This is a genomic window from Streptomyces sp. MAI_2237 (assembly GCF_054189285.1).
Genome location: NZ_JAJPGQ010000001.1, coordinates 56,710 through 78,356, shown reverse-complemented (window position 1 = coordinate 78,356; position 21,647 = coordinate 56,710). Strand labels below are relative to the sequence as shown.

Annotated in this window: 17 protein-coding genes, 1 pseudogene and 1 riboswitch; of the genes and pseudogenes, 8 read left to right on the top strand and 10 right to left on the bottom strand. The window is 70.7% G+C overall.

Annotated features, from left to right (window positions below; all coding sequences use genetic code 11):
• Window positions 1–101 precede the first annotated feature (101 nt).
• Window positions 102–197: riboswitch (glycine riboswitch) on the top strand.
• Between the two features lie 176 nt (window positions 198–373).
• Window positions 374–3,260, top strand: a pseudogene (gcvP, locus tag LN251_RS00385) (aminomethyl-transferring glycine dehydrogenase).
• A gap of 74 nt (window positions 3,261–3,334) precedes the next feature.
• Here gcvP and LN251_RS00380 read toward each other — a convergent pair.
• The 5 genes from LN251_RS00380 to LN251_RS00360 all read right to left on the bottom strand — a co-directional run bounded on the left by LN251_RS00380 (window position 3,335) and on the right by LN251_RS00360 (window position 7,403).
• Window positions 3,335–3,754: a TOBE domain-containing protein gene (locus LN251_RS00380; protein WP_458242586.1), complete on the bottom strand. Its 420-nt coding sequence runs from the start codon at window positions 3,752–3,754 to the stop codon at window positions 3,335–3,337.
• Window positions 3,755–3,780: 26 nt separating this feature from the next.
• Entirely contained in the window at window positions 3,781–4,965 is a 1,185-nt protein-coding gene (locus tag LN251_RS00375; protein ID WP_458242585.1) for an ABC transporter ATP-binding protein, read from the bottom strand.
• Window positions 4,962–5,954: an ABC transporter permease gene (locus LN251_RS00370; RefSeq protein ID WP_458242584.1), complete on the bottom strand. Its 993-nt coding sequence runs from the start codon at window positions 5,952–5,954 to the stop codon at window positions 4,962–4,964. The genes LN251_RS00375 and LN251_RS00370 overlap by 4 nt, the downstream gene beginning before the upstream one ends.
• Complete coding sequence (gene modA, locus LN251_RS00365; protein ID WP_458242583.1) at window positions 5,951–6,769, bottom strand: molybdate ABC transporter substrate-binding protein; 819 nt, start codon at window positions 6,767–6,769, stop codon at window positions 5,951–5,953. Before modA ends, LN251_RS00370 begins: the two co-directional genes overlap by 4 nt.
• Window positions 6,770–7,007: 238 nt before the next feature.
• Entirely contained in the window at window positions 7,008–7,403 is a 396-nt protein-coding gene (locus tag LN251_RS00360) for a TOBE domain-containing protein (protein WP_058926613.1), read from the bottom strand.
• A 313-nt stretch (window positions 7,404–7,716) separates the two neighbouring features.
• Between LN251_RS00360 and LN251_RS00355 the strand changes: the two genes are divergently transcribed.
• On the top strand, window positions 7,717–8,241 hold the full coding sequence (locus LN251_RS00355; RefSeq protein ID WP_458242582.1) for a DUF1707 SHOCT-like domain-containing protein: 525 nt from the start codon (window positions 7,717–7,719) through the stop codon (window positions 8,239–8,241).
• Here LN251_RS00355 and LN251_RS00350 read toward each other — a convergent pair.
• Both LN251_RS00350 and LN251_RS00345 read right to left on the bottom strand, forming a co-directional pair.
• Window positions 8,219–8,737 carry a hypothetical protein gene (locus tag LN251_RS00350; protein ID WP_458242581.1) on the bottom strand — a complete coding sequence of 173 codons (519 nt, stop codon included), beginning with the start codon at window positions 8,735–8,737 and terminating at the stop codon, window positions 8,219–8,221. The genes LN251_RS00355 and LN251_RS00350 overlap by 23 nt on opposite strands.
• Window positions 8,738–8,833: 96 nt before the next feature.
• Complete coding sequence (locus LN251_RS00345) at window positions 8,834–10,786, bottom strand: amino acid transporter (protein WP_458242580.1); 1,953 nt, start codon at window positions 10,784–10,786, stop codon at window positions 8,834–8,836.
• A 393-nt stretch (window positions 10,787–11,179) separates the two neighbouring features.
• On the opposite strand from LN251_RS00345, the gene LN251_RS00340 reads away from it, so the two are divergent.
• The 6 genes from LN251_RS00340 to LN251_RS00315 all read left to right on the top strand — a co-directional run bounded on the left by LN251_RS00340 (window position 11,180) and on the right by LN251_RS00315 (window position 18,791).
• Window positions 11,180–13,021, top strand: coding sequence for an NAD-binding protein (locus LN251_RS00340; RefSeq protein ID WP_458242579.1), 1,842 nt, complete (start codon window positions 11,180–11,182; stop codon window positions 13,019–13,021).
• Between the two features lie 161 nt (window positions 13,022–13,182).
• A complete protein-coding gene (locus LN251_RS00335; RefSeq protein ID WP_458242578.1) occupies window positions 13,183–14,289 on the top strand; it encodes a DUF475 domain-containing protein in 1,107 nt (368 codons plus the stop codon).
• A 280-nt stretch (window positions 14,290–14,569) separates the two neighbouring features.
• Window positions 14,570–15,865 (top strand): extracellular solute-binding protein, encoded by a 1,296-nt coding sequence (locus LN251_RS00330; protein WP_458242577.1) that lies wholly within the window; start codon window positions 14,570–14,572, stop codon window positions 15,863–15,865.
• 6 nt (window positions 15,866–15,871) lie between these two features.
• Window positions 15,872–16,870 carry a carbohydrate ABC transporter permease gene (locus LN251_RS00325; RefSeq protein WP_458242576.1) on the top strand — a complete coding sequence of 333 codons (999 nt, stop codon included), beginning with the start codon at window positions 15,872–15,874 and terminating at the stop codon, window positions 16,868–16,870.
• Window positions 16,867–17,688 (top strand): carbohydrate ABC transporter permease, encoded by an 822-nt coding sequence (locus LN251_RS00320; RefSeq protein ID WP_058926621.1) that lies wholly within the window; start codon window positions 16,867–16,869, stop codon window positions 17,686–17,688. Before LN251_RS00325 ends, LN251_RS00320 begins: the two co-directional genes overlap by 4 nt.
• Before the next feature lie 53 nt (window positions 17,689–17,741).
• Window positions 17,742–18,791: an endo-1,4-beta-xylanase gene (locus LN251_RS00315; RefSeq protein ID WP_458242575.1), complete on the top strand. Its 1,050-nt coding sequence runs from the start codon at window positions 17,742–17,744 to the stop codon at window positions 18,789–18,791.
• A gap of 77 nt (window positions 18,792–18,868) precedes the next feature.
• Here LN251_RS00315 and LN251_RS00310 read toward each other — a convergent pair whose 3' ends face one another.
• From LN251_RS00310 to LN251_RS00300, 3 genes are all read right to left on the bottom strand, one after another.
• Entirely contained in the window at window positions 18,869–19,915 is a 1,047-nt protein-coding gene (locus LN251_RS00310) for a LacI family DNA-binding transcriptional regulator (protein ID WP_458242574.1), read from the bottom strand.
• 240 nt (window positions 19,916–20,155) lie between these two features.
• Complete coding sequence (locus LN251_RS00305; RefSeq protein ID WP_058926624.1) at window positions 20,156–20,362, bottom strand: DUF5999 family protein; 207 nt, start codon at window positions 20,360–20,362, stop codon at window positions 20,156–20,158.
• A gap of 387 nt (window positions 20,363–20,749) precedes the next feature.
• Entirely contained in the window at window positions 20,750–21,334 is a 585-nt protein-coding gene (locus LN251_RS00300; RefSeq protein ID WP_458242573.1) for a hypothetical protein, read from the bottom strand.
• Window positions 21,335–21,647 lie beyond the last annotated feature (313 nt).

The window sequence follows — 21,647 nt, the reverse complement described above, 5'->3', positions numbered from 1 at the left end:
TTGCTCGCAACTCGTCCTAAGCACTACAAAAGAGCACAACGGGACGTGCGGCCACTCGAAAACACCTGCGACGTGCCCGCTGGTAGGCTGGCAGTGGCTGCTGACCCCGTGCGGGAGAGTCCTCCGGTGAACACCGGAGGCGCCGAAGGAGCAAATCCTCCCCGGAATCTCTCAGGCTCACGTACCGCACGGACGAGGTCACTCTGGAAAGCAGGGCGGGTGTCGACGGCTTCCGCTCTCACCGACGGTGAAAACCGGGCGCCCTCGGGTGGTCCGGTGAAGCTCTCAGGTTGAGATGACAGAGGGGGAGGCCGTCCGGGTACCCGAGCCGTGGTGCCCCTCGAAGGTCGCGTCAGACCAGGAGGCCTCCGCAATGACCGCCCACCGCATTCCGCTCTCCGAGCTCGAACAGGGAATTCCCTTCGAGCAGCGCCACATCGGCCCCGACCACGAGGCACGGGCCAAGATGCTCGCGCAGGTCGGGTACGGCTCGCTGGACGAGTTGACCGCCGCCGCGGTACCGGACGTGATCAAGAACGCCGACGCGCTCGATCTGCCGGGCGCGCGGACCGAGGCCGAGGTGCTCGCCGAGCTCCGTTCGCTCGCCGACCGCAACCAGGTCCTCGACTCCATGATCGGCCTCGGCTACTACGGCACCTTCACCCCGCCGGTGATCCTGCGGAACGTGATGGAGAACCCCGCCTGGTACACGGCCTACACGCCGTACCAGCCGGAGATCTCCCAGGGCCGCCTGGAGGCCCTGCTGAACTTCCAGACCGTGGTCGCCGAATTGACCGGACTGCCCACCTCCGGTGCCTCCCTGCTCGACGAGGGGACGGCGGCCGCCGAGGCCGTGGCGCTGTCCCGGCGCATGGGGAAGAACAAGAAGGGGCTCTTCCTCGTCGACGCGGACACGCTGCCGCAGACCATCGCGGTCATCGAGACCCGTGCCGAGCCCGCGGGCGTGGAGGTCGTGGTCGCCGACCTGAGCGACGGCATCCCGGCGGAGATCGCCTCGCGCGAGATCAACGGCGTGCTGCTCCAGTACCCCGGCGCCTCCGGTGCCGTACGTGACATCAAGCGGGTCATCGACCAGGCGCACGAGCTCGGCGCGCTCGTCACCGTGGCCGCCGACCTGCTCGCGCTGACGCTGCTGAAGTCGCCCGGCGAGCTCGGGGCGGACATCGCCGTCGGCACCACGCAGCGCTTCGGTGTGCCGATGGGCTTCGGCGGGCCGCACGCGGGCTACATGGCCGTACAGGAGAAGTTCGCGCGCAGCCTGCCCGGGCGGCTCGTCGGCGTGTCCGTGGACGCAGACGGGCACAAGGCGTACCGGCTGGCGCTGCAGACCCGTGAGCAGCACATCCGCCGGGAGAAGGCCACCAGCAACATCTGCACGGCACAGGTGCTGCTCGCCGTCATGGCCGGCATGTACGCCGTCTACCACGGGCCGGACGGCCTGAAGGGCATCGCGCGGCGCACCCACCGGTACGCGGCCGTCCTGGCCGAGGGGCTGAGGGCCGGAGGCGTGGAGGTCGTGCACGCCTCCTACTTCGACACCGTGACCACGCGCGTCCCCGGGCAGGCGGCCGAGATCGTCGCCGCCGCGCGGGAGAACGGCGTCAACCTGCGGCTCGTCGACGCCGACCACGTCTCCGTCGCCTGCGACGAGACCACCGGCCGGGCCCAGCTGCGCGCCGTGTGGAGCGCGTTCGGCGTCAAGGGCGACATCGAGGCGCTGGACGCCGTCGTCGAGGACGCCCTGCCGGGCGAGGTGCTGCGCGACGACGACATCCTCACCCACCCCGTCTTCCACCAGCACCGCTCCGAGACCGCGATGCTGCGCTACCTGCGCCGCCTCGCCGACCGGGACTACGCGCTCGACCGCGGCATGATCCCGCTGGGCTCCTGCACCATGAAGCTCAACGCGACCACCGAGATGGAGCCGGTCACCTGGCCCGAGTTCGGGCAGCTGCACCCCTTCGCGCCCGCCGAGCAGGCCCAGGGCTACCTGACGCTCATCCGCGAGCTGGAGGAGCGGCTGGCCGAGGTCACCGGGTACGACAAGGTGTCGCTCCAGCCCAACGCCGGCTCGCAGGGCGAGCTGGCCGGCCTGCTCGCCGTCCGCGGCTACCACCGGGCCAACGGGGACGAGCAGCGCACCGTCTGCCTGATCCCGTCGTCCGCGCACGGCACGAACGCGGCCAGCGCCGTCATGGCGGGCATGAAGGTCGTCGTCGTCAAGACCGCCGAGGACGGCGAGATCGACGTCGAGGACCTGCGGGCGAAGATCGAGCAGTACCGCGACGAGCTGGCGGTGCTGATGATCACCTACCCGTCGACGCACGGTGTGTTCGAGGAGCACGTCGCGGACATCTGCGCCCAGGTGCACGACGCCGGCGGCCAGGTGTACGTCGACGGCGCCAACCTCAACGCGCTCGTCGGGCTCGCCAAGCCGGGCCACTTCGGCGGCGACGTCTCGCACCTCAACCTGCACAAGACCTTCTGCATCCCGCACGGCGGCGGCGGCCCGGGCGTCGGCCCGGTCGGTGTGCGCGCCCACCTGGCGCCGTACCTGCCCAACCACCCGATGCAGCCGGCCGCCGGGCCGGAGACGGGCGTCGGCCCGATCTCCGCCGCGCCCTGGGGCTCGGCCGGCATCCTGCCGATCTCGTGGGCCTACGTCCGGCTCATGGGCGGCGAGGGGCTGAAGCGGGCCACTCAGGTGGCCGTGCTCTCCGCCAACTACATCGCCAAGCGGCTCGAACCCCACTACCCGGTGCTCTACACCGGCCCCGGCGGGCTGGTCGCGCACGAGTGCATCATCGATCTGCGGCCGCTGACCAAGGCGACCGGCGTGAGCGTGGACGACGTCGCCAAGCGGCTCATCGACTACGGCTTCCACGCGCCGACGATGTCCTTCCCGGTGGCCGGCACCTTGATGATCGAGCCGACCGAGTCCGAGGACATCGGCGAGCTGGACCGGTTCTGCGAGGCCATGATCGCCATTCGCGCGGAGATCGAGAAGGTCGGCGCGGGCGAGTGGCCGGCGGACGACAACCCGCTGCGGGGCGCTCCGCACACCGCCGCCGCGCTGGGTGGGGAGTGGGAGCACGCCTACTCGCGTGCGGAGGCCGTCTTCCCCGCCGGGGTCTCGGCCGCCGACAAGTACTGGCCGCCGGTGCGCCGGATCGACCAGGCCCTACGGCGACCGCAACCTGGTCTGCTCCTGCCCGCCGCTCGACGCGTACGAGGACTGAGCCGACAGGCTTGGAGGAGGGCCCCGCTCCGGCGGGGCCCTCTCGCATGTGCGGGGGTCTCGTGTATGTGGCCGTCAGGTGGTGGCGAGCGAGATCTCCGTCGCCTTGATCAGGGCGACCACCGAGGTGCCGGACGCCAGGCCGAGGTCCTGTGCGGCGTCCGCCGTGATCGCGGACGTGAGTTCGGCGCCCTGGACGGCCACCTTGACGGAGGCCATGGCGCCGCCGGTGGCGAGGCCGGTGACCGTCCCGGGCAGCTGGTTGCGGATGGACAGGCCCGAGACCGGGGCGGTGGCCAGGGAGATCTCGGTCGACTTCACCAGGGCGCGGACGGCGGTGCCGTCAGCGAGGCCCAGGTCCTCGACGGACTCCCGGGTGATCGCCGCGGTGATGTCCTGGCCGCCGGTGAGGCGCACCTTGACGGTCGCCATCACTTCGCCGGGGGTGACGGCGGTGACCGTGCCGGGGATCTGGTTGCGGATGCTCAGGGTCATGGGCAAACCCTAGGGCCGGACGTCCGTCATGCCGGGTATGCGTGCGTCTGCGTCGCCTTGACCGTCGCCCAGACTACCGAGCCGGGGTGCAGGTCGAGTTCGGCCGCGGCGACCGTGGTGAGGTCGGCGGCCAGCGGGACTTCGCCGGTGAGGTCGGCGCGGATCTGGTCGCCGTGGGTCTCCAGGCCGGCCACCTCGCAGCGCCAGTGGTTGCGGGCGCTGGAGCCGGTGGGCGGGTCGCGGAACAGGGTGACGGCGCTGGGCGGGAACGCGACGAAGACCGGGCCGGACAGGTCCTCGGTGGTCGTGATGGCGGGCCCGGCGTCCAGGCGGACGGTGTGCCCCTCTGCCCGGCCCTTGTAGAGGTTCAGGCCGACCAGCCGGGCGATGTAGTCGGTACGGGGGTGACGGGCGATGTCGGACGGGCTGCCTTCCTGGACGACTTCGCCGTGCTCGACGACCACCAGCCGGTCGGCGAGCACCATGGCGTCCAGTGGGTCGTGCGTGACGAGGACCGCCACCGCCTCGAACTCCGCCAGGTGGCGGCGCAGTTGCGCGCGTACGTCGAGTCGGGTGCGGGCGTCGAGGGCGGCGAGGGGTTCGTCGAGGAGGAGCAGGCGGGGGTCGGTGGCGAGGGCGCGGGCGAGGGCGACGCGCTGGGCCTGGCCGCCGGAGAGACGGCGGGGTCTGGCGGTGAGGTGGTCCTCCAGGCCCATGCGGGTCAGCCATTCCGTGGCCCGGGCACGGGACTCGGCCTTCGAGGCGCCCTGGCAGCGGGGGCCGAAGGCGACGTTGTCCAGGGCGGTGAGGTGGGGGAAGAGCAGGTAGTCCTGGAAGACGACGCCGACGGGGCGGTTCTCGGGGGGTGTGCGGGTCAGGTCGGTGCCGTCGAGGCGGAGGTGGCCGTCGGTGAGGGGGGTGAGGCCGGCGAGGGCGCGCAGGGCCGTGGTCTTGCCGGCGCCGTTGGGGCCGAGGAGGGCGAGGACCTCGCCGGGGGCGGCGGTGAGGGTGATGTCCAGACGGAAGCGGGGGCGGGCCACCTGGAGGTGGGCGTCCAGGGCGGTAGGGGTGGAGTGCGGGTGCGGGGGTGGGCGTTTTGATCCCTGAAGGGGCTGAGCGCCGTCGGCGGCTGCGGGGTGGGGCTTTCGCATCAGGTGGCCGGCCCTCGGGTCCGGCGGGTTCTCGGGGACGAGTGGGCTTTCGTAGGTCATGACGGCGTCATCCAGCGATCCCGGAGCCCCGCCAGTACCGCGATCGAGACGGTCAGGAGGACCAGGCTGAGGGCGATGGCCGCCTCCGGGTTGTTCTGCAGGGCCAGGTACACCGCCAGGGGCATCGTCTGGGTGCGGCCGGGGAAGTTGCCCGCGAAGGTGATCGTCGCGCCGAACTCGCCCAGCGCCCGTGCCCAGGCGAGGACGGCGCCCGCGGCGATGCCGGGGGCGATGAGGGGGAGCGTGACGCGGCGGAACGCGGTGAAGCGGGAGGCGCCCAAGGTGGTGGCCGCCTCCTCGTAACGGGGATCCGCCGCGCGCAGGGTGCCCTCGACGCTGATGACGAGGAACGGCAGCGCCACGAAGGTCTCCGCGACCACGACGCCGGTCGTGGTGAAGGGCAGCGCGATGCCGAACCAGGAGTCCAGCCACTGGCCCACGATGCCGTTGCGGCCGAGGGCGAGGAGCAGGGCGACGCCGCCGACGACCGGCGGCAGGACGAGGGGCAGGGTCACCAGGGCGCGCACCAGACCGCGGCCGGGAAAGTCGGTGCGGGCCAGCAGCCAGGCCAGCGGTACGCCGAGGACCAGGCACACCAGGGTCGCCGACGTGGCGCACACCAGCGACAGACGCAGCGCCTGCCACACCTCGGCGCTGGTCAGCTGGTCGGGGAGGGCGCTCCAAGGGGCCCGGACGAGAAGCGCGAGCAGCGGCAGGAGGAGGAAGGCCAGCCCGAGGAGGGCGGGGAGCAGGAGGGGCAGTGGGACTCCGCGGCCTCGCGGGTAGGGGCCGTACGACGTCCGGCTGCGTGGGCTGCGTGGGCTGCGTGGGCTGCGCGGGCCACGCGGGGCGCGTGAGCTGCGCGGGCCGGAGCCGGTCCCGTCCCGGCGGCCTTCACGCCGGGACGGACCGGTCTTGCGGACACGGCCGGGCCCCGGGCCGCCCTCGAGGGTGTCGGCCGCGGGGTCGGGCTCGTCGTCGGTGGTCATGGCTTGAGGAACCCCGCGGTGCTCAGGACCTTCTGGCCCTCCGGTGACCTCACCAGTCGAATGAAGGCCTGAGCCGCGGCGGCGTTGGGCGCGTTCTTGAGCAGGGCGATTGGGTAGTCGTTGACCGCGTCGGCGGACTCGGGGAACTCCACACCCTCCACCTTGTCACCAGCGGCCGTCACGTCCGTCTTGTAGACGACGGCCGCGTCGGCCTCCTTCAGCTCGACCTTCGTCAGGGCGCTCTTCACGTCCTGCTCGTAGGAGACAGGGGCCAGCTTCAGCTTGCTCGCGTCGAGGGCCTTCTGAGCCGCGGCGCCGCAGGGGACCATCTTGTCGCACAGGACGACCTTGAGACCCGACCTGGTGAGGTCCTTCAAGGAAGAGACCTTCTGGGGGTTGCCCGGCAGGGTGGCGATCTCCAGCTGGTTGCGGACGAAGGTGGCCGGGGTGCCAACCACGTCCTTCTCGCCGGTCACGATCGCCATCGTCTTGGGGCTCGCGGCGGCGAAGACGTCGGCCGGGGCGCCGCCGGTGATGCTCGCCGCGAGGGTGTCGCTGCCGCCGAAGTTGAAGGTGACCTTCGTGCCGGGGTGCTCCTTCTCGAACTCCTTGCCCAGGGTCGTGAAGCTCTCCTGAAGGGAGGCGGCGGCGAAGACGGTGACCGTGCCGGACAGCTTCCCCGACGAGGACGGTGAGGACGCGGTCTTCGTGTCGTTCGAGTCGGAGGACGAGCAGGCGGTCAGGGCCAGCAGCGCGGCGGCTCCAGCGCCGGCCGCCTGCAGGATGCGGCGGGGCCGGTGCACGGAACGGGTCATCACGGGGTCCACTCCCTTGGTTGCCTCCGTGGAGGAGCCCGAGCTGCCCGGGCCCCTCCCATGTGTCGATCATACTGACGCATATGCGAGGCGTAAGTCCCCTGTTGCTTTGCATGAGCAGGCCCTATTCACGCTGGGGTGCGCATGTGCGTTTGTACGGGACTGGCGGGACTGGCGGGGCGGACGGGACCGGACGGGCAGGAGGGGCCGTAGGGCAGGGGTCGGCGGGGTGGAGGAGTCAGGTGCGGTCGATGTGGACGTTGGTCGACTTCACGCGGGCCGTGGCCTCCATGCCGACCTCCAGGCCCAGTTCCTCCACCGCCTCGCGGGTCAGGAGGGAGACCAGGCGGTGCGGGCCGGCCTGGATCTCGACCTGGGCGGCGACGTCCCCGAGCTTGATCGCGGTGACGATCCCGGGGAAGGCGTTGCGGACCGAGGTGTACGGGGCCTCGTCCTCGGCGCTGCCGGCCTTGGCGAGTTCGACGGAGAAGGCCGCCAGTGCCCGGCCGTCGATGAGGCGGCGTCCGCCCTCGTCGCGGTGCGTCGCGACCCGGCCGGCGTCGGCCCAGCGGCGTGCGGTGTCCGGGCTGACGCCGAGCAGCCGCGCTGCCTGGCCGATCGTGTAGCTCTGCATGCGGTCACGATAGGGCGGAGAGCGGAGCCTGGCGGAAAGCCGGGAGCGGATCTCGGTGGAAAGCCGGAAGTGGATCTCGGTGGAAAGCGGGGACGGGATCTGCGTGTGTAAGCCGTTGGGGGGTCTCGGCGAGAAAAGGGTTGAACCCGAGCTGTAACGCGATATAGCGTTAGTTCTGTCAGGGTGGTCGACCGGAGTACCGGCCGCCTTCGGATTGGTGGGCGGATCGGGGGGACGTATGTCCAATGAGCCGGCATCGAGGGGTGCGGTCTCCGTCGAGCTGAGGGCCTCGCATACGGATCGGGACCGGGTCGTGGATGTCCTGCGCACGGCGGCGGGGGACGGCAGGCTGACCGTGGACGAGCTCGACGAGCGCGTGGAGGCCGCGCTGACCGCCCGCACGCTCAAGGAGCTCGACATCCTGACGGCCGATCTGCCGGTGTCGGGCGGCGGCACGCCCGGGGCGCAGGACGTCGTCCGTATCGAACAGCGGGGTGCGTCCACGCTGCGGGGCGAGGGCTGGACGGTGCCCCGGCAGTTGGAGATCGACTCCGAGTGGGGTGATGTGACCCTCGACCTCGCCGACGCGGTGATCACGCACGACACCCTGCGCATACGGCTCGACATGCGGGGCGGCACGCTGAAGCTGCTGACCCGGCCGGGGATCGTCGTGGACACGGACGCGCTGACGCTTCAGTTCGCCGAGAGCAAGGCCCGTCCGGGGGACGGCTCGGGTGTCCCCGTCGTGCTGCGCGTCGAGATACGGGGCCGGTTGAGCCTCGGCCGGGTGGTGGTGCGTCCGCGGCGTCGGCGGATCAGAAGAGCCCCGACCCCCTGAGGACCGCTCGTGCGGTCTCGTCGTCGATGCGGTGGCCGAGGCGCCGCAGGACGTCGAAGCCCTGGTGCAGGGTGCCCCGTTCGAGCGAGCGGCGGGCCCCTGTGTCCAGTTCGTGCCACAGCACAGGGTTGGCGATCAGGATTCGGGGGTCGAGTTCCAGGCGGTGGCCGTGGACGTCTCGGAGCACCAGGTGGGAGGAGACGCCATCGTATTGCGTCACCGCCACGAGGGCGTCCGTGTGGATCGTCCGCCGGTGCAGGGGGCCGCGTGCCGTGAGACGGCCCGCGTCCGCGGTGACCTGCGGCGGAAGCAGGACGATGAGGACCGCGAGGGAGAGGGCGAGCCAGACCAGGGCGCGCAGCGGGGTCAGGGTCCGGGCGTCCCAGTCGACCAGTTCGGTCATGGCGCAGAAGACGAGCGCGCAGCACCTTGCCAGCCGTGCACTGCCACGCCAGTGGCGGTCGCCGGCCGGGCTCGGCGGCCCGCTGCCTCGCATGGGAAGACCGTAGGCCGGGGCGCGAGCGACGACGACGGGCCTTGACGAGGTCCTGACGGCGGAAGGGGCGGTCTTGACACGATCCTGACGCGTACGTCAGCCCGTGTGGACGCGGGGCCGGCGGGCGCGGTCCGGCTCGGCCTCGCGCAGTACCTCCCGGGTGACCGGGGCGACCTCGCCCTGGCCGAAGAGGAAGAACCGCAGGAAGTTCGCGAAGGGGGTGCCCTCGGTCCACTCGAAGTAGATGTGGGGGATGCAGCCCGTGGTGTCACGGGCGTGGAGGAGGAGGGCGGCCAGGGCGTTGGGGATGGAGGAGGACTCCAGGGTCAGCACGCGGTAGCGGTTGTGCAGGACTTCGCCGCGCACGGTGAGGCCGGCCTCGAACTCGGAGGGGTCGGTGACCGTGACCTCGACGAAGACGAAGTCCTCGGCCTCGGGCATGTCGTTGTCGGCGCGGATCTGCTCGATCTTGTCGCGGTACTCGGCCTTGTCCCGCTGATCGGGCTCGTTGGCGATGAACCGCATCCTCCGGCTGGCCATGTCCCGGATGAACCGCTCCGCCATCGCGTCCAACTGGACTTCGGTGACGCGCAGTTCGAAGGCGCGGGCCAGCCGGGAGAGCAGGGAGACCAGGATGATGCCGGCGATGAAGCAGGCGCCGATCTTGACACCGTCGGGGCGTTCGACGACGTTGGCGCCGGTGACGTAGAGCAGGACCGCCGAGACGACGCCGAAGCCGATCGTCCAGCCGCGCTGCCCGGCGCGGCGGGCGGCGATGGTCACCGCGATCGCCGCGGAGGACATCAGGACGAGGACGCCGGTGGCGTAGGCGCCGCCCTGGGCATCGACGTTGGCGTCGAAGATCCAGGTGACCAGGAAGGCGATCAGGGTGAAGACGAGGACCATGGGCCGGACGGCGCGGGCCCAGTGCGGGGCCATGCCGTAGCGGGGCAGGTAGCGCGGCATCAGGTTGAGCAGACCGGCCATCGCCGAGGCGCCCGCGAACCACAGGATGGCGATGGTGGAGACGTCGTAGACCGTGCCGAAGGCGTTGCCCAGGTATTCATGGGCGAGGTAGGCGAGGGCGCGTCCGTTGGCCTGGCCGCCGGGCTCGAACTCCTTCGCGGGGATCAGCACGGTGGTGATGAAGCTGGTGACGATCAGGAAGACGCTCATGATCAGGGCGGCGGTCGTCAGGAGCTTCTTGGTGTCGCGGATGCGGCCCTTGGGGTGGTCCTCGGTGTCGCCGTGGTCGCCCTGGACGTGCGGCATGACGGCCACGCCGGTCTCGAAGCCGGACAGGCCGAGGGCGAGTTTGGGGAAGACCAGCAGGGACACGCCGATCATGGCGAAGACGTTGCCGTGCTCGGCGGTGAGGGCGGCGGTCCAGTCGGTGACGAGGTGCCCGGCGGTGATCACGTGCCACAGGCCGACGGCCACGACGACCGCGTTGAGTCCGAGGTAGGCCACCACCAGGGCCACCGCGACGCCGATCGCCTCCAGGAAGCCCTTGAGGAAGACCGCGCCGAGCAGGGCGACGAGGACCAGCGTGATCAGCATCTGCCGGCCGTGCAGCACGCCGGTCAGGTGCGGGTTCTCCACCATGTGGGTGGCCGCGTCCGCCGCGGAGAGGGTGATGGTGATCAGGAAGTCGGTGGCGGCGAAACCGAGCAGCGCCAGGACGAAGAGCTTGCCCTTCCAGAAGGACAGCAGGCGTTCCAGCATGGCGATCGAGCCCTCGCCGTGCGGGCTCTCCTCGGCGACGCGGCGGTAGACGGGCAGTGCGCCGGCGAGGGTGACGATCACGAGCACGACGGTCGCCACCGGTGACAGCAGGCCGGCGGCGAGGGCCGCGATGCCCGGCTGGTAGCCGAGGGTCGAGAAGTAGTCGACGCCGGTCAGGCACATCACCCGGTACCAGCGCTGGCCCTTGTGCGGGGGTTCCGGCCGGGCGTGCGGCGCCTGCTGGACGCCCTTGCCCATGTCGGAGAGACCCTCCAGCATCCAGGCGCGCAGGCGACTGGGGGGCGGGTGCTCGGTGGTGGCCATCGACGTGCTCCTGAGGTGCGGCTCGGCGCGTGGTGGGGGCCATCACGCGGACGGCGGCACCAGCGTAAGCGGAGCGTGACGTACGGGCCCACGGATGAGGGGGGTGAGGCCGTCAAGCTTGCGTTAAGACCGGCCTGGTGAGAGCCCTCCGTACGACGAGCGCGAAGCGCAGGACGGTGGCGGATGGCGGAAGGGCCGGCCGGGCGAGGGGCGAGGCGAACACCCAGCGTCATCGCCGGATGCCCGGCATGCCCAGCCGTTTTGGCGCGTCCTTGACGCAATCTTGGACCCTGTCAGGTACACGGCCGGAACGTGTCGGACGGTCCGCGCCGTTGGCCTGGTGTGACGTCGACCCACCCCGCTCGTACGGAGCCCGGCCTGAGATCCCGGCACATGGTGATCTGCGGCGACGACGGACTCGCCCACCGTCTCGCCGTCGAACTGGACGCCGTGTGCGGTGAGATCGTCACCGTCGTGCTGCCGTCGGCGAGCGACCAGCACGGCGCCCAGGTCGCCGCCCTGCACCACGACCCGCGGTCGCCGGTCGAACTGCATGTCTCCGCGCGCCCGGACGAACGCACCCTGCGCGCGGCGGGCGTGGAGCGGGCGGTGGCACTCGCCCTCACCTACCGCGACGACCAGGTCAACATGACCGCCGCCCTGCTGGCCCGCACCGTCAACCCCGCTGTGCGGCTGGTCGTCCGGATGTTCGACCGCGAGCGCGGCCGGCATCTGGAGCGGCTGCTGGACCGGGCGGCCGGGCTGTGCGAGGACCTCGCGCAGGACACCTCCACGACGGTGCTCTCCGACGCCGACACCGCCGTGCCGGAGCTCGTGGCGGCCGCTGCCCTGGGCCGCGGACACACCCTCCAGGTCGAGGGCAGGGTCTTCCGCGGTGTCGTACGCCCCGCGGGCACCCCGTCGCACGCCACCGACCTGGCCACGCTGGCCGTCCTGTCCGGTGCCCACGAGGACGACCCGGCCAGCCAGGACAGTGCGGAGACGCCGGGGGAGGAGGGCACCCAGCTGCTGCCCGACACCGCGACCGCGGGGGACCGGCAGGGTACGCACGGCCGGCTGGTGCTGGAGGAGGTAGGCCGGCATCCGGCCGAACCGGCCGTCCGCAACCGGCACCTCCGCCCCCGCAGATGGTTGCGGGCGCGTCTGGCGCGCCTGCCGTGGAAGGTCTTCCTCTCGCACCAACTCATCGCCGTGTACGGGGCGTTGGCGGCCGTCGTGGTGGCCCTGTCGATCGCCACCGCGCTGTTCGCCGACGAGCATCCCTGGTGGAAGAACTTCTATCTGCCGCTGCTGGACATCTTCACCATGGGCGACCCGGCCACCGAGGAGTCCCCCGCCCGCCGTGTGCTGCAACTGCTGGCCGGATTCGTCGGGCTGGCCGTGCTGCCGCTCGTGGTCGCCGCCACCATGAACGCCAGCGAGGCCTTCCGCACCGCCTCAGCGAGCCATCCCCCCGACGAGGACGTCAACGGCCATATCGTCCTGGTCGGTCTCGGCATGGTCGGCACCAGGGTGCTGGCCCGGCTGCACGGCACCGGGCACCAGGTCGTGGCCATCGAATGCGACCCGCACGCCCGCGGTATCGCCCTCGCCCGCGAACTCGGCGTACCGCTGATCCTGGACGACGCCACGACTCCCGGGGTGCTCGAACGGGCCCGGGTCCGGCAGAGCCGCTCGCTGCTCGTCCTCACCCGCGACGACGGCCGCAACCTCGACATCGTCATGGCGGTGCGGGAGACCGACCCCGCGGTGCGCGTGGTGACGCGGTTGTACGACGACGGGTTCGCGGCCACCGTCCAGCGCACGCTGCGCGCCTCCTACCCGGACGCCCTGACCCGAAGCCGGAGTGTCTCCGCGCTGGCGGCGCCCTCGTTCGCCGCGGCGATGATGGGCCGTCATGTGCTGGGGGTGATGCCGGTGGAACGCGGGTCGCTGCTGTTCACCTGCGTCGACGTGGCCGGGCATCCGGAGCTGGAGGGGCGTTCGGTGCACGAGGCGTTCCGTGAGAACGAGTGGCGCGTGCTGGCCGTGGGCGCCGCCGCCGGGCCGCTTCCGCAGCCCGCGGCCGCGGACGCCCCGGGTGGCGCCAGGGGCGATCTGGCCGGCTTCGACTGGCGTCCTGAGCAGGGGCGTCTCCTGCGGGCGGGGGACCGGGTGGTCCTCGCGACCACGCGGCGCGGCCTGGACATCCTCCTGGCGGACGTGCACCCGTAGCCCGGCATCGGGTTCAGGGCGCCGGCGCGTCGCGCGGCGCAAAGATCCCGGCAATCGGTGTGCCGGGTTCCTGCCGGGACACCCGCACGACAGCCGGGCGTGGTAGACAACGCCGAAGACGGTACGGAGCGTCAGGCCGTGGTGAGAGGACTGGGTGACCGGTGATGCTGAAGACCTTCCGTTGGGCGTTCGCGGCCACCGCGCTCGGTCTGGCCGCAGGGGTGCTCTACGGAGGCTGGACCGCGTTCGGCATCGTGGCGATCCTGGCCGTGCTGGAGATCTCGCTGTCGTTCGACAACGCGGTGGTCAACGCCGGAATCCTAAAGAAAATGAGCGCCTTCTGGCAGACCATCTTCCTCACGGTCGGCGTGCTCATCGCCGTCTTCGGCATGCGGCTGCTCTTCCCGGTGGTGATCGTCGCCATCACCGCGAAGCTGAATCCGTACGACGCCGTCCACCTGGCCCTGACGGAGAAGACCCGCTACGAGCAGCTGGTCACCGACGCGCACCCGGCGATCGCCGCCTTCGGTGGCATGTTCCTGCTGATGATCTTCCTGGACTTCATCTTCGAGGATCGTGACATCCAGTGGCTGGGCTGGATCGAGCGGCCGCTGGCCAGGCTCGGCAAGGTCGACATGCTGTCGGTCTGCATCGCGCTGATCGTCCTGCTGATCACGTCGTTCACCTTCGCCGCACACGCCCACCAGCACGGCGGCGCGCATGTCGACAAGGCGCAGACCGTCCTCGTCTCCGGCATCGCGGGCCTGGTCACCTACCTGGTCGTCGGCGGTCTGTCCGGCTACTTCGAGAACAGGCTGGAAGACGAGGAGGAGCGGGAGCAGCGTGAGCCCTCGGCGGGCACCCTCGTGGGCCGGGCCGCGTTCTTCATGTTCCTCTACCTGGAGGTCCTGGACGCCTCCTTCTCCTTCGACGGCGTGATCGGCGCGTTCGCCATCACCAACGACATCGTGCTCATGGCCCTGGGCCTGGGTATCGGCGCCATGTACGTCCGTTCACTGACGGTCTACCTGGTGCGCCAGGGCACGTTGGACGACTACGTCTACCTGGAGCACGGCGCCCACTACGCGATCGGCGCCCTGGCCGTGATCCTCATGGTCACCATCCAGTACCAGATCAACGAGGTCATCACCGGCCTGGTCGGCGTCGTCTTGATCGCGTGGTCCTTCTGGTCCTCCGTCCGCCGCAACCGCGCGCTCGCGGCCGCCGAGGGCGCGACGGAGCGAGCCGACTCGGTCTCCGTGCGGTAGCACTGCCTGATCGGCTCCGTAATGTTCGCGTGCTGAGCCGAATGTTTCGACCGGTCGCGAGGTGACGGGCGGGGTTCGCCGCCCGAACCATACCGGGCCTGGGTCCCCCGCTGTCGCCGCTGTGCGACGTCGCGCGCAGATTCACCGCGTTCAAGGGGTTGCCACCGTTTGGGAGCTGTCTCTAGGGTGCGGCAACAGCGAAGCTTTCTGGATCATCTCCGAAACTTTCGGTCCCAGCGGACGGTCGTGGACGCGCCGTCCCTACCCCAAGGAGCACACAATGGGCGACCGGGCACTGTCCCGCCGCGGGTTCCTGGCGGCCTCCGCCGCGGCCGGTCTGGGCATGACGGCTCTGAGCGCATGCGGCGGCGACTCGGACGGAGGGTCGGCCGACGGGAAGACCACCATCGAGTGGTGGAACATCTCCACCACCGAACCCACCAAGACGGTCTGGGCGGGTCTGGCCAAGAAGTTCGAGGCGCAGAACCCCAAGGTCAAGGTGAAGATCGTCCAGATGGAGAACGACGCCTACAAGTCGAAGATGACGGCGCTGACCGCCTCCGGGAAGCTCCCGGACATCTTCCACACCTGGGGCGGCGGCGTGCTCCAGCAGCAGGTGGACGCCGGGCTCGTGGAGGACCTCACCGACCGGACCAAGCCGTGGGCCGACGGCATGCTGTCCGTCGCGAAGCAGGCGTACATCCTGGACAACAAGACGTACGGCATCCCGTTCGACATCGGCATGATCGGCTTCTGGTACAACAAGGCGCTCTTCAAGCAGGCCGGCATCGCCACCCCGCCCACCACCTGGAGCGGCTTCCTCGACGCCGTCAAGAAGCTCAAGGCGAAGAACATCACGCCCATCGCCCTGGCCGGCAAGGAGAAGTGGCCCGGGATGTACTACTGGGCCTACCTCGCGATGCGCACGGCCGGCATCGACGCGCTGAAGAAGGCCAACGACGACAAGGACTTCACCGCGCCCGGACTCGTCCAGGCCGGACAGCACCTCCAGGACCTGGTCAAACTCCAGCCGTTCCAGAAGGGGTTCCTCGGCGCCGCGTACTCCACGCCCACCGGCCAGGCGGCCACCATGGGCAACGGCAAGGCGGCCATGGAGCTCATGGGCCAGTGGGCCCCGGTCGTCGAGGCCGACTCCGGCAAGGGCCTCGGCTCGAACCTCGGCTTCTTCCCCTTCCCGGCGGTCGAGGGCGGAAAGGGCGCCATCACCGAGGTCTTCGGCGGCGGCGGCGGACACGCCCTGCGCAAGGGCGCCCCGCAGGCGGCCGTCGACTTCCTGAAGTTCTTCGCCTCCGAGGCCACCGACCTGGTGCTGGTGAAGAAGACCAACACCCTCCCCGTAGTCCCCGGCGCCGAGAAGGGTCTCTCCGACCCCAACACCAAGGCCGTACAAGCCCAGTTGAAGGCGGCCACCGGCTTCCAGCTGTACCTCGACCAGGCCTACGCGCCCGCCGTCGGCCAGGAGGTCAACGACAGCGTCGCGGCACTGATCTCCGGCTCCAAGTCGCCCGAGCAGGTCACGCAGTCGATCTCCAAGACCGCGAAGGAAGAGCAGTAACAGGCGATGACCTCCACTTTCCTTCCGGACAAGCGGACGGGGCCGGGCGTCGCCCTCCCCTCCCCGGCGGCGACGCCGGGGCGGGGGCGGGCGCGCCGGCGCCTGGTGAACTGGCTCACCGCGGTCGGCTTCCAGGTGCCCGCGCTGGTGCTGTTCATCGGGCTGGTCCTGCTGCCGATGCTGTTCGCGCTGTACGCCGCGTTCTTCCGCTGGGGCGGCTTCGGCATGCCCTCCGACTACATCGGCGGCGACAACTTCACCCGCCTCTTCCAGGACGACGTCTTCCTCGGCGACCTGTGGCGCTGCGCCCTCCTGGTCGGGCTCTCGCTGCTGCTGCAACTGCCGTTCGCACTGGCCATGGCGGTGGCGCTGAACCAGCGGCTGCGCGGCCGGGCCGTCTACCGCATGCTCTTCTTCGCGCCCTACGTCCTGTCGGAGGCCATCACCGGCGTGCTGTTCAGCATGGTCTTCGCCCCGGACGACGGGCTCGCCGACCATGTCCTGGGCGCCGTCGGGCTGGACGGCGTGGGCGGCGAGTGGTTCGCCGACCCCTCCTACGTCATGGCGACCCTCTTCCTCGTCATGACCTGGAAGTACTTCGGCTTCCACATGATGCTGCTGCTCGCCGGACTCCAGTCGATCCCGGCCGAGTTGACGGAAGCGGCACTGATCGACGGCGCCAACCCCTGGCAGCGCTTCCGCAACGTCACCCTGCCGCTGCTCGCGCCCACGATCCGCATCAGCATCTTCCTGTCCGTCATCGGGTCCATCCAGCTCTTCGACCTGGTCTGGGTGATCACTCAGGGCGGCCCCGACCATCACTCCGAGACGATGGCCGTGACCATGTTCCAGTACGGCTTCAAGCGCTACCAGGTCGGCTACGCCAGCGCGATCAGCGTGGTCATGTTCGGCATCTGCCTCGTCTTCGCCCTCGCCTACCAGCGGTTCGTGCTCCGGCGCGACCTCGAGGGCGCCACCACGAACATGAGGGGAGACGGCAGGTGAAGACGCTGCGTCAACTGCCGCTGCACGTGGTTCTCGTCGTGGTCGGCTCGGTGATCGTCGTACCGCTGCTGTACGCCGCGCTGTCCGGTTTCAAGTCCACCGACGAGCTCTCCCGCAACCCCTTCGGGCTGCCGGAGCGCTGGCTGACCGGCAACTACACCGACATCCTCGGCTCCGGCGACTTCTGGCGGCTGCTGGGCAACAGCACGCTCGTGGCGGTCGCGACGTGCGTGCTCGTGGTCGCGGTGTCCGCGCTCGCGGCGTTCTCCTTCGCCCGGTTCGCCTTCCGCGGCCGGGAGCTCATGTTCACCTTCTTCACGATGGGCCTGATGTTCCCGCCCGCGGTGGCCGCCCTGCCCCTGTTCCTGCTGCTGCGCTCCCTCGGTCTGCTGGACAACCCGCTCGGCGTGATCCTGCCGCAGGCCGCCTTCGGCCTGCCGATGACGATCATCATCCTGCGGGGCTTCTTCCGGCAGATCCCCGGCGAGCTGGAGGAGGCGGCCACGCTCGACGGCTGCAGCGCCTTCGGCTTCTTCTGGCGGGTGCTGCTGCCGATGGCCCGGCCCGCGCTCGGCACGGTCTCCGTGCTCGCGGTGGTCACCAGCTGGAACAACTACATGCTGCCGCTGCTGGTCTTCACCGACTCCAAGTGGTGGACGCTGCCGCTCGGCGTCGCGCAGTTCCAGGGTCAGTACTCGGCGGAGTACGCCCGTGTCTTCGCCTACCTCGTCCTGGCGATGGTCCCCGCCCTCGCCCTCTACTCGGTCGCCGAGCGCCAGCTCGTCGGCGGCCTCACCGCCGGCGCGACGAAGGGATGACGCGCGCCGCCGGACGTACGGCCCCACACCCCACCCCCGTGAGGAGTCGCACCATGCCCACGACCCGTCTCAGACTCGTCGGCGCCCTCGCCGCCGTCCTGGTCGCCGCCGGCGTCACCACCGGCACCCCCGCCCAGGCGCACCCGCGGCCCGCCACCCTGGCCGAACTCGCCCACCGCCACGGCCGCTACTTCGGCAGCGCGACCGACAATCCCGAACTCACCGACACCGCCTACACCTCCGTGCTGGGCAGCGAGTTCGACATGATCACGCCCGGCAACGGCATGAAGTGGTACGCCACCGAGCCCCAGCAGGGCGTCTTCGACTGGACCAACGGCGACGAGATCGTCGACCTCGCGCGCGCGAACCACCAGCGCGTGCGCGCCCACACCCTGGTCTGGCACAGCCAGCTGCCGGACTGGCTCACCGGGCGTGACTGGACGGCGGCCGAGCTCAGGGCCGTACTGAAGAAGCACATCCAGACCGAGGTGCGGCACTACCGCGGCAAGGTCTACTCCTGGGACGTGGTCAACGAGGCGTTCAACGAGGACGGCACCTACCGCGACACCCTCTGGTACCGCACGCTCGGCCCCGGTTACATCGCCGACGCCCTGCGCTGGGCCCACCAGGCCGACCCGCACGCGAGGTTGTACCTCAACGACTACAACATCGAGGCCGTCGGCCCGAAGAGCGACGCCTACTACCGGCTCGCCCAGGAGCTGAAGGCGCAGCGCGTCCCGCTCGACGGCATCGGCCTGCAGGCCCATCTGGCCCTGCAGTACGGCTATCCGACCAGCCTGGAGGACAACCTGCGCCGCTTCTCCCGGCTCGGGCTCGACACCGCGCTCACCGAGGTCGACGTCCGCATGATCCTGCCGGCGACCGACGAGAAGCTGGCCCAGCAGGCTGACTGGTACCGCGACCTGACGGCGGCGTGCCTCGCGGTGCGGCGGTGCGTGGGGATCACGGTGTGGGACTACACCGACAAGTACTCCTGGATCCCGGGGTTCTTCCCCGGGGAGGGCGCCGCGCTGCCGTACGACGAGCAACTGCGGCCCAAGCCGGCGTACTTCGCGATCCGGCAGGCGCTGGGCGGCAAGTAGCGCCGGCGAGAGGGGTTTCCCGAACGCCCCGGCGGTGCCTTGGGGAGCACCGCCGGGGTCTCGGCACCCCCGGTCAGTCAGGGTGCCGGGGGTGCCGTGCTGGACCGCACGACCAGTTCGGTGCCGAGTTCGACGCGCGGGGAGTCCGGCTGCTCGCCGCGGGCCAGGCGCAGGACCGTACGGACGGCCAACTTGCCCATGTCGGCGAGCGGTTGCCGGACCGTGGTGAGGGGCGGTGCCGACCAGCGGACCTCCGGAAGGTCGTCGAAGCCGACCACGCTCAGGTCCTCCGGCACCCGCAGACCCCGCCGGCGCAGTGCCTCGATCGCGCCCAGGGCCATCTGGTCGCTGGCGGCGAATAGCGCGGTCGGTGGTTCCGGCAGGGCGAGCAGGGCGTTGCAGCCGGTGAAACCGGACTCCGGGTGGAAGTCACCGGGGACGACGAGGGAGCCGTCGGGGGCGATGCCGGCGCCTTCCAGGGCGGCGCGATAGCCGTCGAGGCGGGCGCGGGAGCACAGCAGCCGCGGCGGGCCGGCGATCAGGCCGATCCGGCGGTGACCGAGGGAGAGCAGGTGCTCGGTGGCCGCCAGGCCGCCCGGCCAGTTGGCGGCGCCGATCGTCGGGACGTCCAGGGCGGGGGAGCCCGCCGGGTCGACGACCACCAGGGGGACGCCCAGGGCGCGCAACTCCTCGTGCAGCAGCGGTTCCAGCGCCGAGGTGACCAGGATGACGCCGTCGGAGGCGCGGGCCCGGAGGTTGCGCATCCATTCCCGCGCGTCGCCGGAGCGCCCGTGGATCGCCGACACCACCGTGCCGACCCCCGCGGCGTGGGCGACCTCCTCCACCCCGCGCAGGATCTCCACCGCCCAGGGGCTGTCGAGGTCGTTGAAGACCAGGTCGAGCAGTGCGGCGCCGCTCCCCGAGGCGTGGGCGCGCTTGCGGTAACCGTGCCGGAGGAGCAGGTCCTCCACCCGCGCCCGGGTCCGCGGCGAGACGTCCGAGCGGCCGTTGACGACCCGGGAGACGGTCGGCACCGATACCCCTGCCTGCCGGGCGATCTCCGTGATCGTGATCTTCCCCCGGCTCTCGGGCACCCCCTCGGCACCGGCCTCGTCTGCTGCCAATTCCCCCACCTCCGTGGACACTCGCCGCGAGACGTCCAGAAGTCTTCCGGAAGCCGCGCGCCCGTGGGAAGAGTGATCACCACCGGGTTGGCGCGCGGGACTGCCCCTATGACCCTCGCAGACCCGGGTCACTACGGGGAGTGATCGGTGCCGAACGTGCGTCGGGGCCGGCCCGCGGCGTGTCTCCGCGACCGGCCCCAAGTATGCGCCGGGCAGCCGTCCGGCCGCCCGGGTGCCGCCTCAGGCGGCCGTCATCACCTGGCTGGCGCCCAGTGGGCGGTGCGGGGCGATGATCTGGCCGTCGGGCAGCAGCTCACCGGTGTCCTCGAAGAGCAGGACGCCGTTGCACAGCAGGCTCCATCCCTGCTCCGGGTGGTGCGCCACGAGTCGGGCGGATTCCCGGTCGGCGGAGTCTGCTGTAGGGCACGGCGGCTGATGCTGGCACATTGGTGGGATCTTTCGCTCTGTCGTGATGTCGGAGATGGCTGTCGAGTCTGTGCTGCGGCGTGACGCGTTGTCCATGGCCGCCCCCCGTTGGTTTAAGTCGGTCCCGTCCAGTGTTGCCCCACGGAGGTGAATCCGCAGGCATTTCGGCGCACCACTTCTTCACAGGTTGATGACGCGCCGCCCGCCTGGACGGTTCAGTCCAACCGCACTGTCCCTTCGGGTGGTTCGCCGTGGCCGGATGGGGCTAGTCCATACAGGTCGAGCACGTTTTCCGGCTCGTACGAGCACTATTTCGCTCGTACGAGCGAAATGCTTCCGGGTAAAGCGCCAGGGAAAACGCCGTGCCCCGCCGTCGGTGAATTCGACGGCGGGGCACGAGATCTTTCGTCAGGCGATCTGGCCGAGCAAGGGGGCCGGAGTCACCCGATGGGTCAGCACCGGGAGCAGCTCGGCGACGCGGTGCGGGCGATGCGCCGCGATGCCGGGAGGGGCCGGGGCCAGCGGCACGAGCAGGTCCGTGGCCACCGGGTGGCCGTCCGCCCCGTCCGCCGCGCAGTCGCCGTGCAGCCAGAGGGTGAGCATGTACAGGCTCGGCACCGACAGCAGGCGCGCCTGGTAGGGCTGTTTCATCGTCTCGGCCTGACGCAGCGCCCGCTCGGTGGAGGCGATGTAGGGGCCCTCGAAGAAGTGCGAGAAGGCCCAGCCGTCCGGGGTCAGCATGGTCTCGGCCGCGGCCACCGCGCGGTCGCCGCAGCGGATCAGGAACCGCCAGCCGGCCAGCCGGCTGGCGGAGGCGCCCTCGGGGGTGAGCTCGTCCAGGACGTGCACGGGAAGTGGCAGTTCCGGGGTGGCGGGTCCCTGGGAGCGCAGCAGGGAGGGTGTTCGGGCCTCGCGAACCGCGGTGGGCGAGCCGAGCGCGGTCAGGACGGTGCGAAGTGCGGGCGCGGGAGCCGGGGGGACATGCAACGGCATGGTGGGTCGCCTCTCATTCGACAGGCACGGTGGCGCGAGGGCGGGGGCGGACGGCGCTGTCTGCTCACGGGGCGAGAGAGACGGGGCGGAATCCGGGTACGTGGGATGTGGATGAGACCTGTCGCGCGTCGCCTGACGGCAGGTCTCGAAGACCGGGGGCGCCGACCCTCTGCCTGTTCGCGGAGTTTATACGACATGTGTTCAGACGGTGTTTCGTCTAGCCGTTTCCGGAGCACCCGGCAAGAGCGAATCCGGTCGATGAAACGCGGGAATCACCCCGATTCCGCTCGGCTCGGAGGCGGTGACCTCGGGA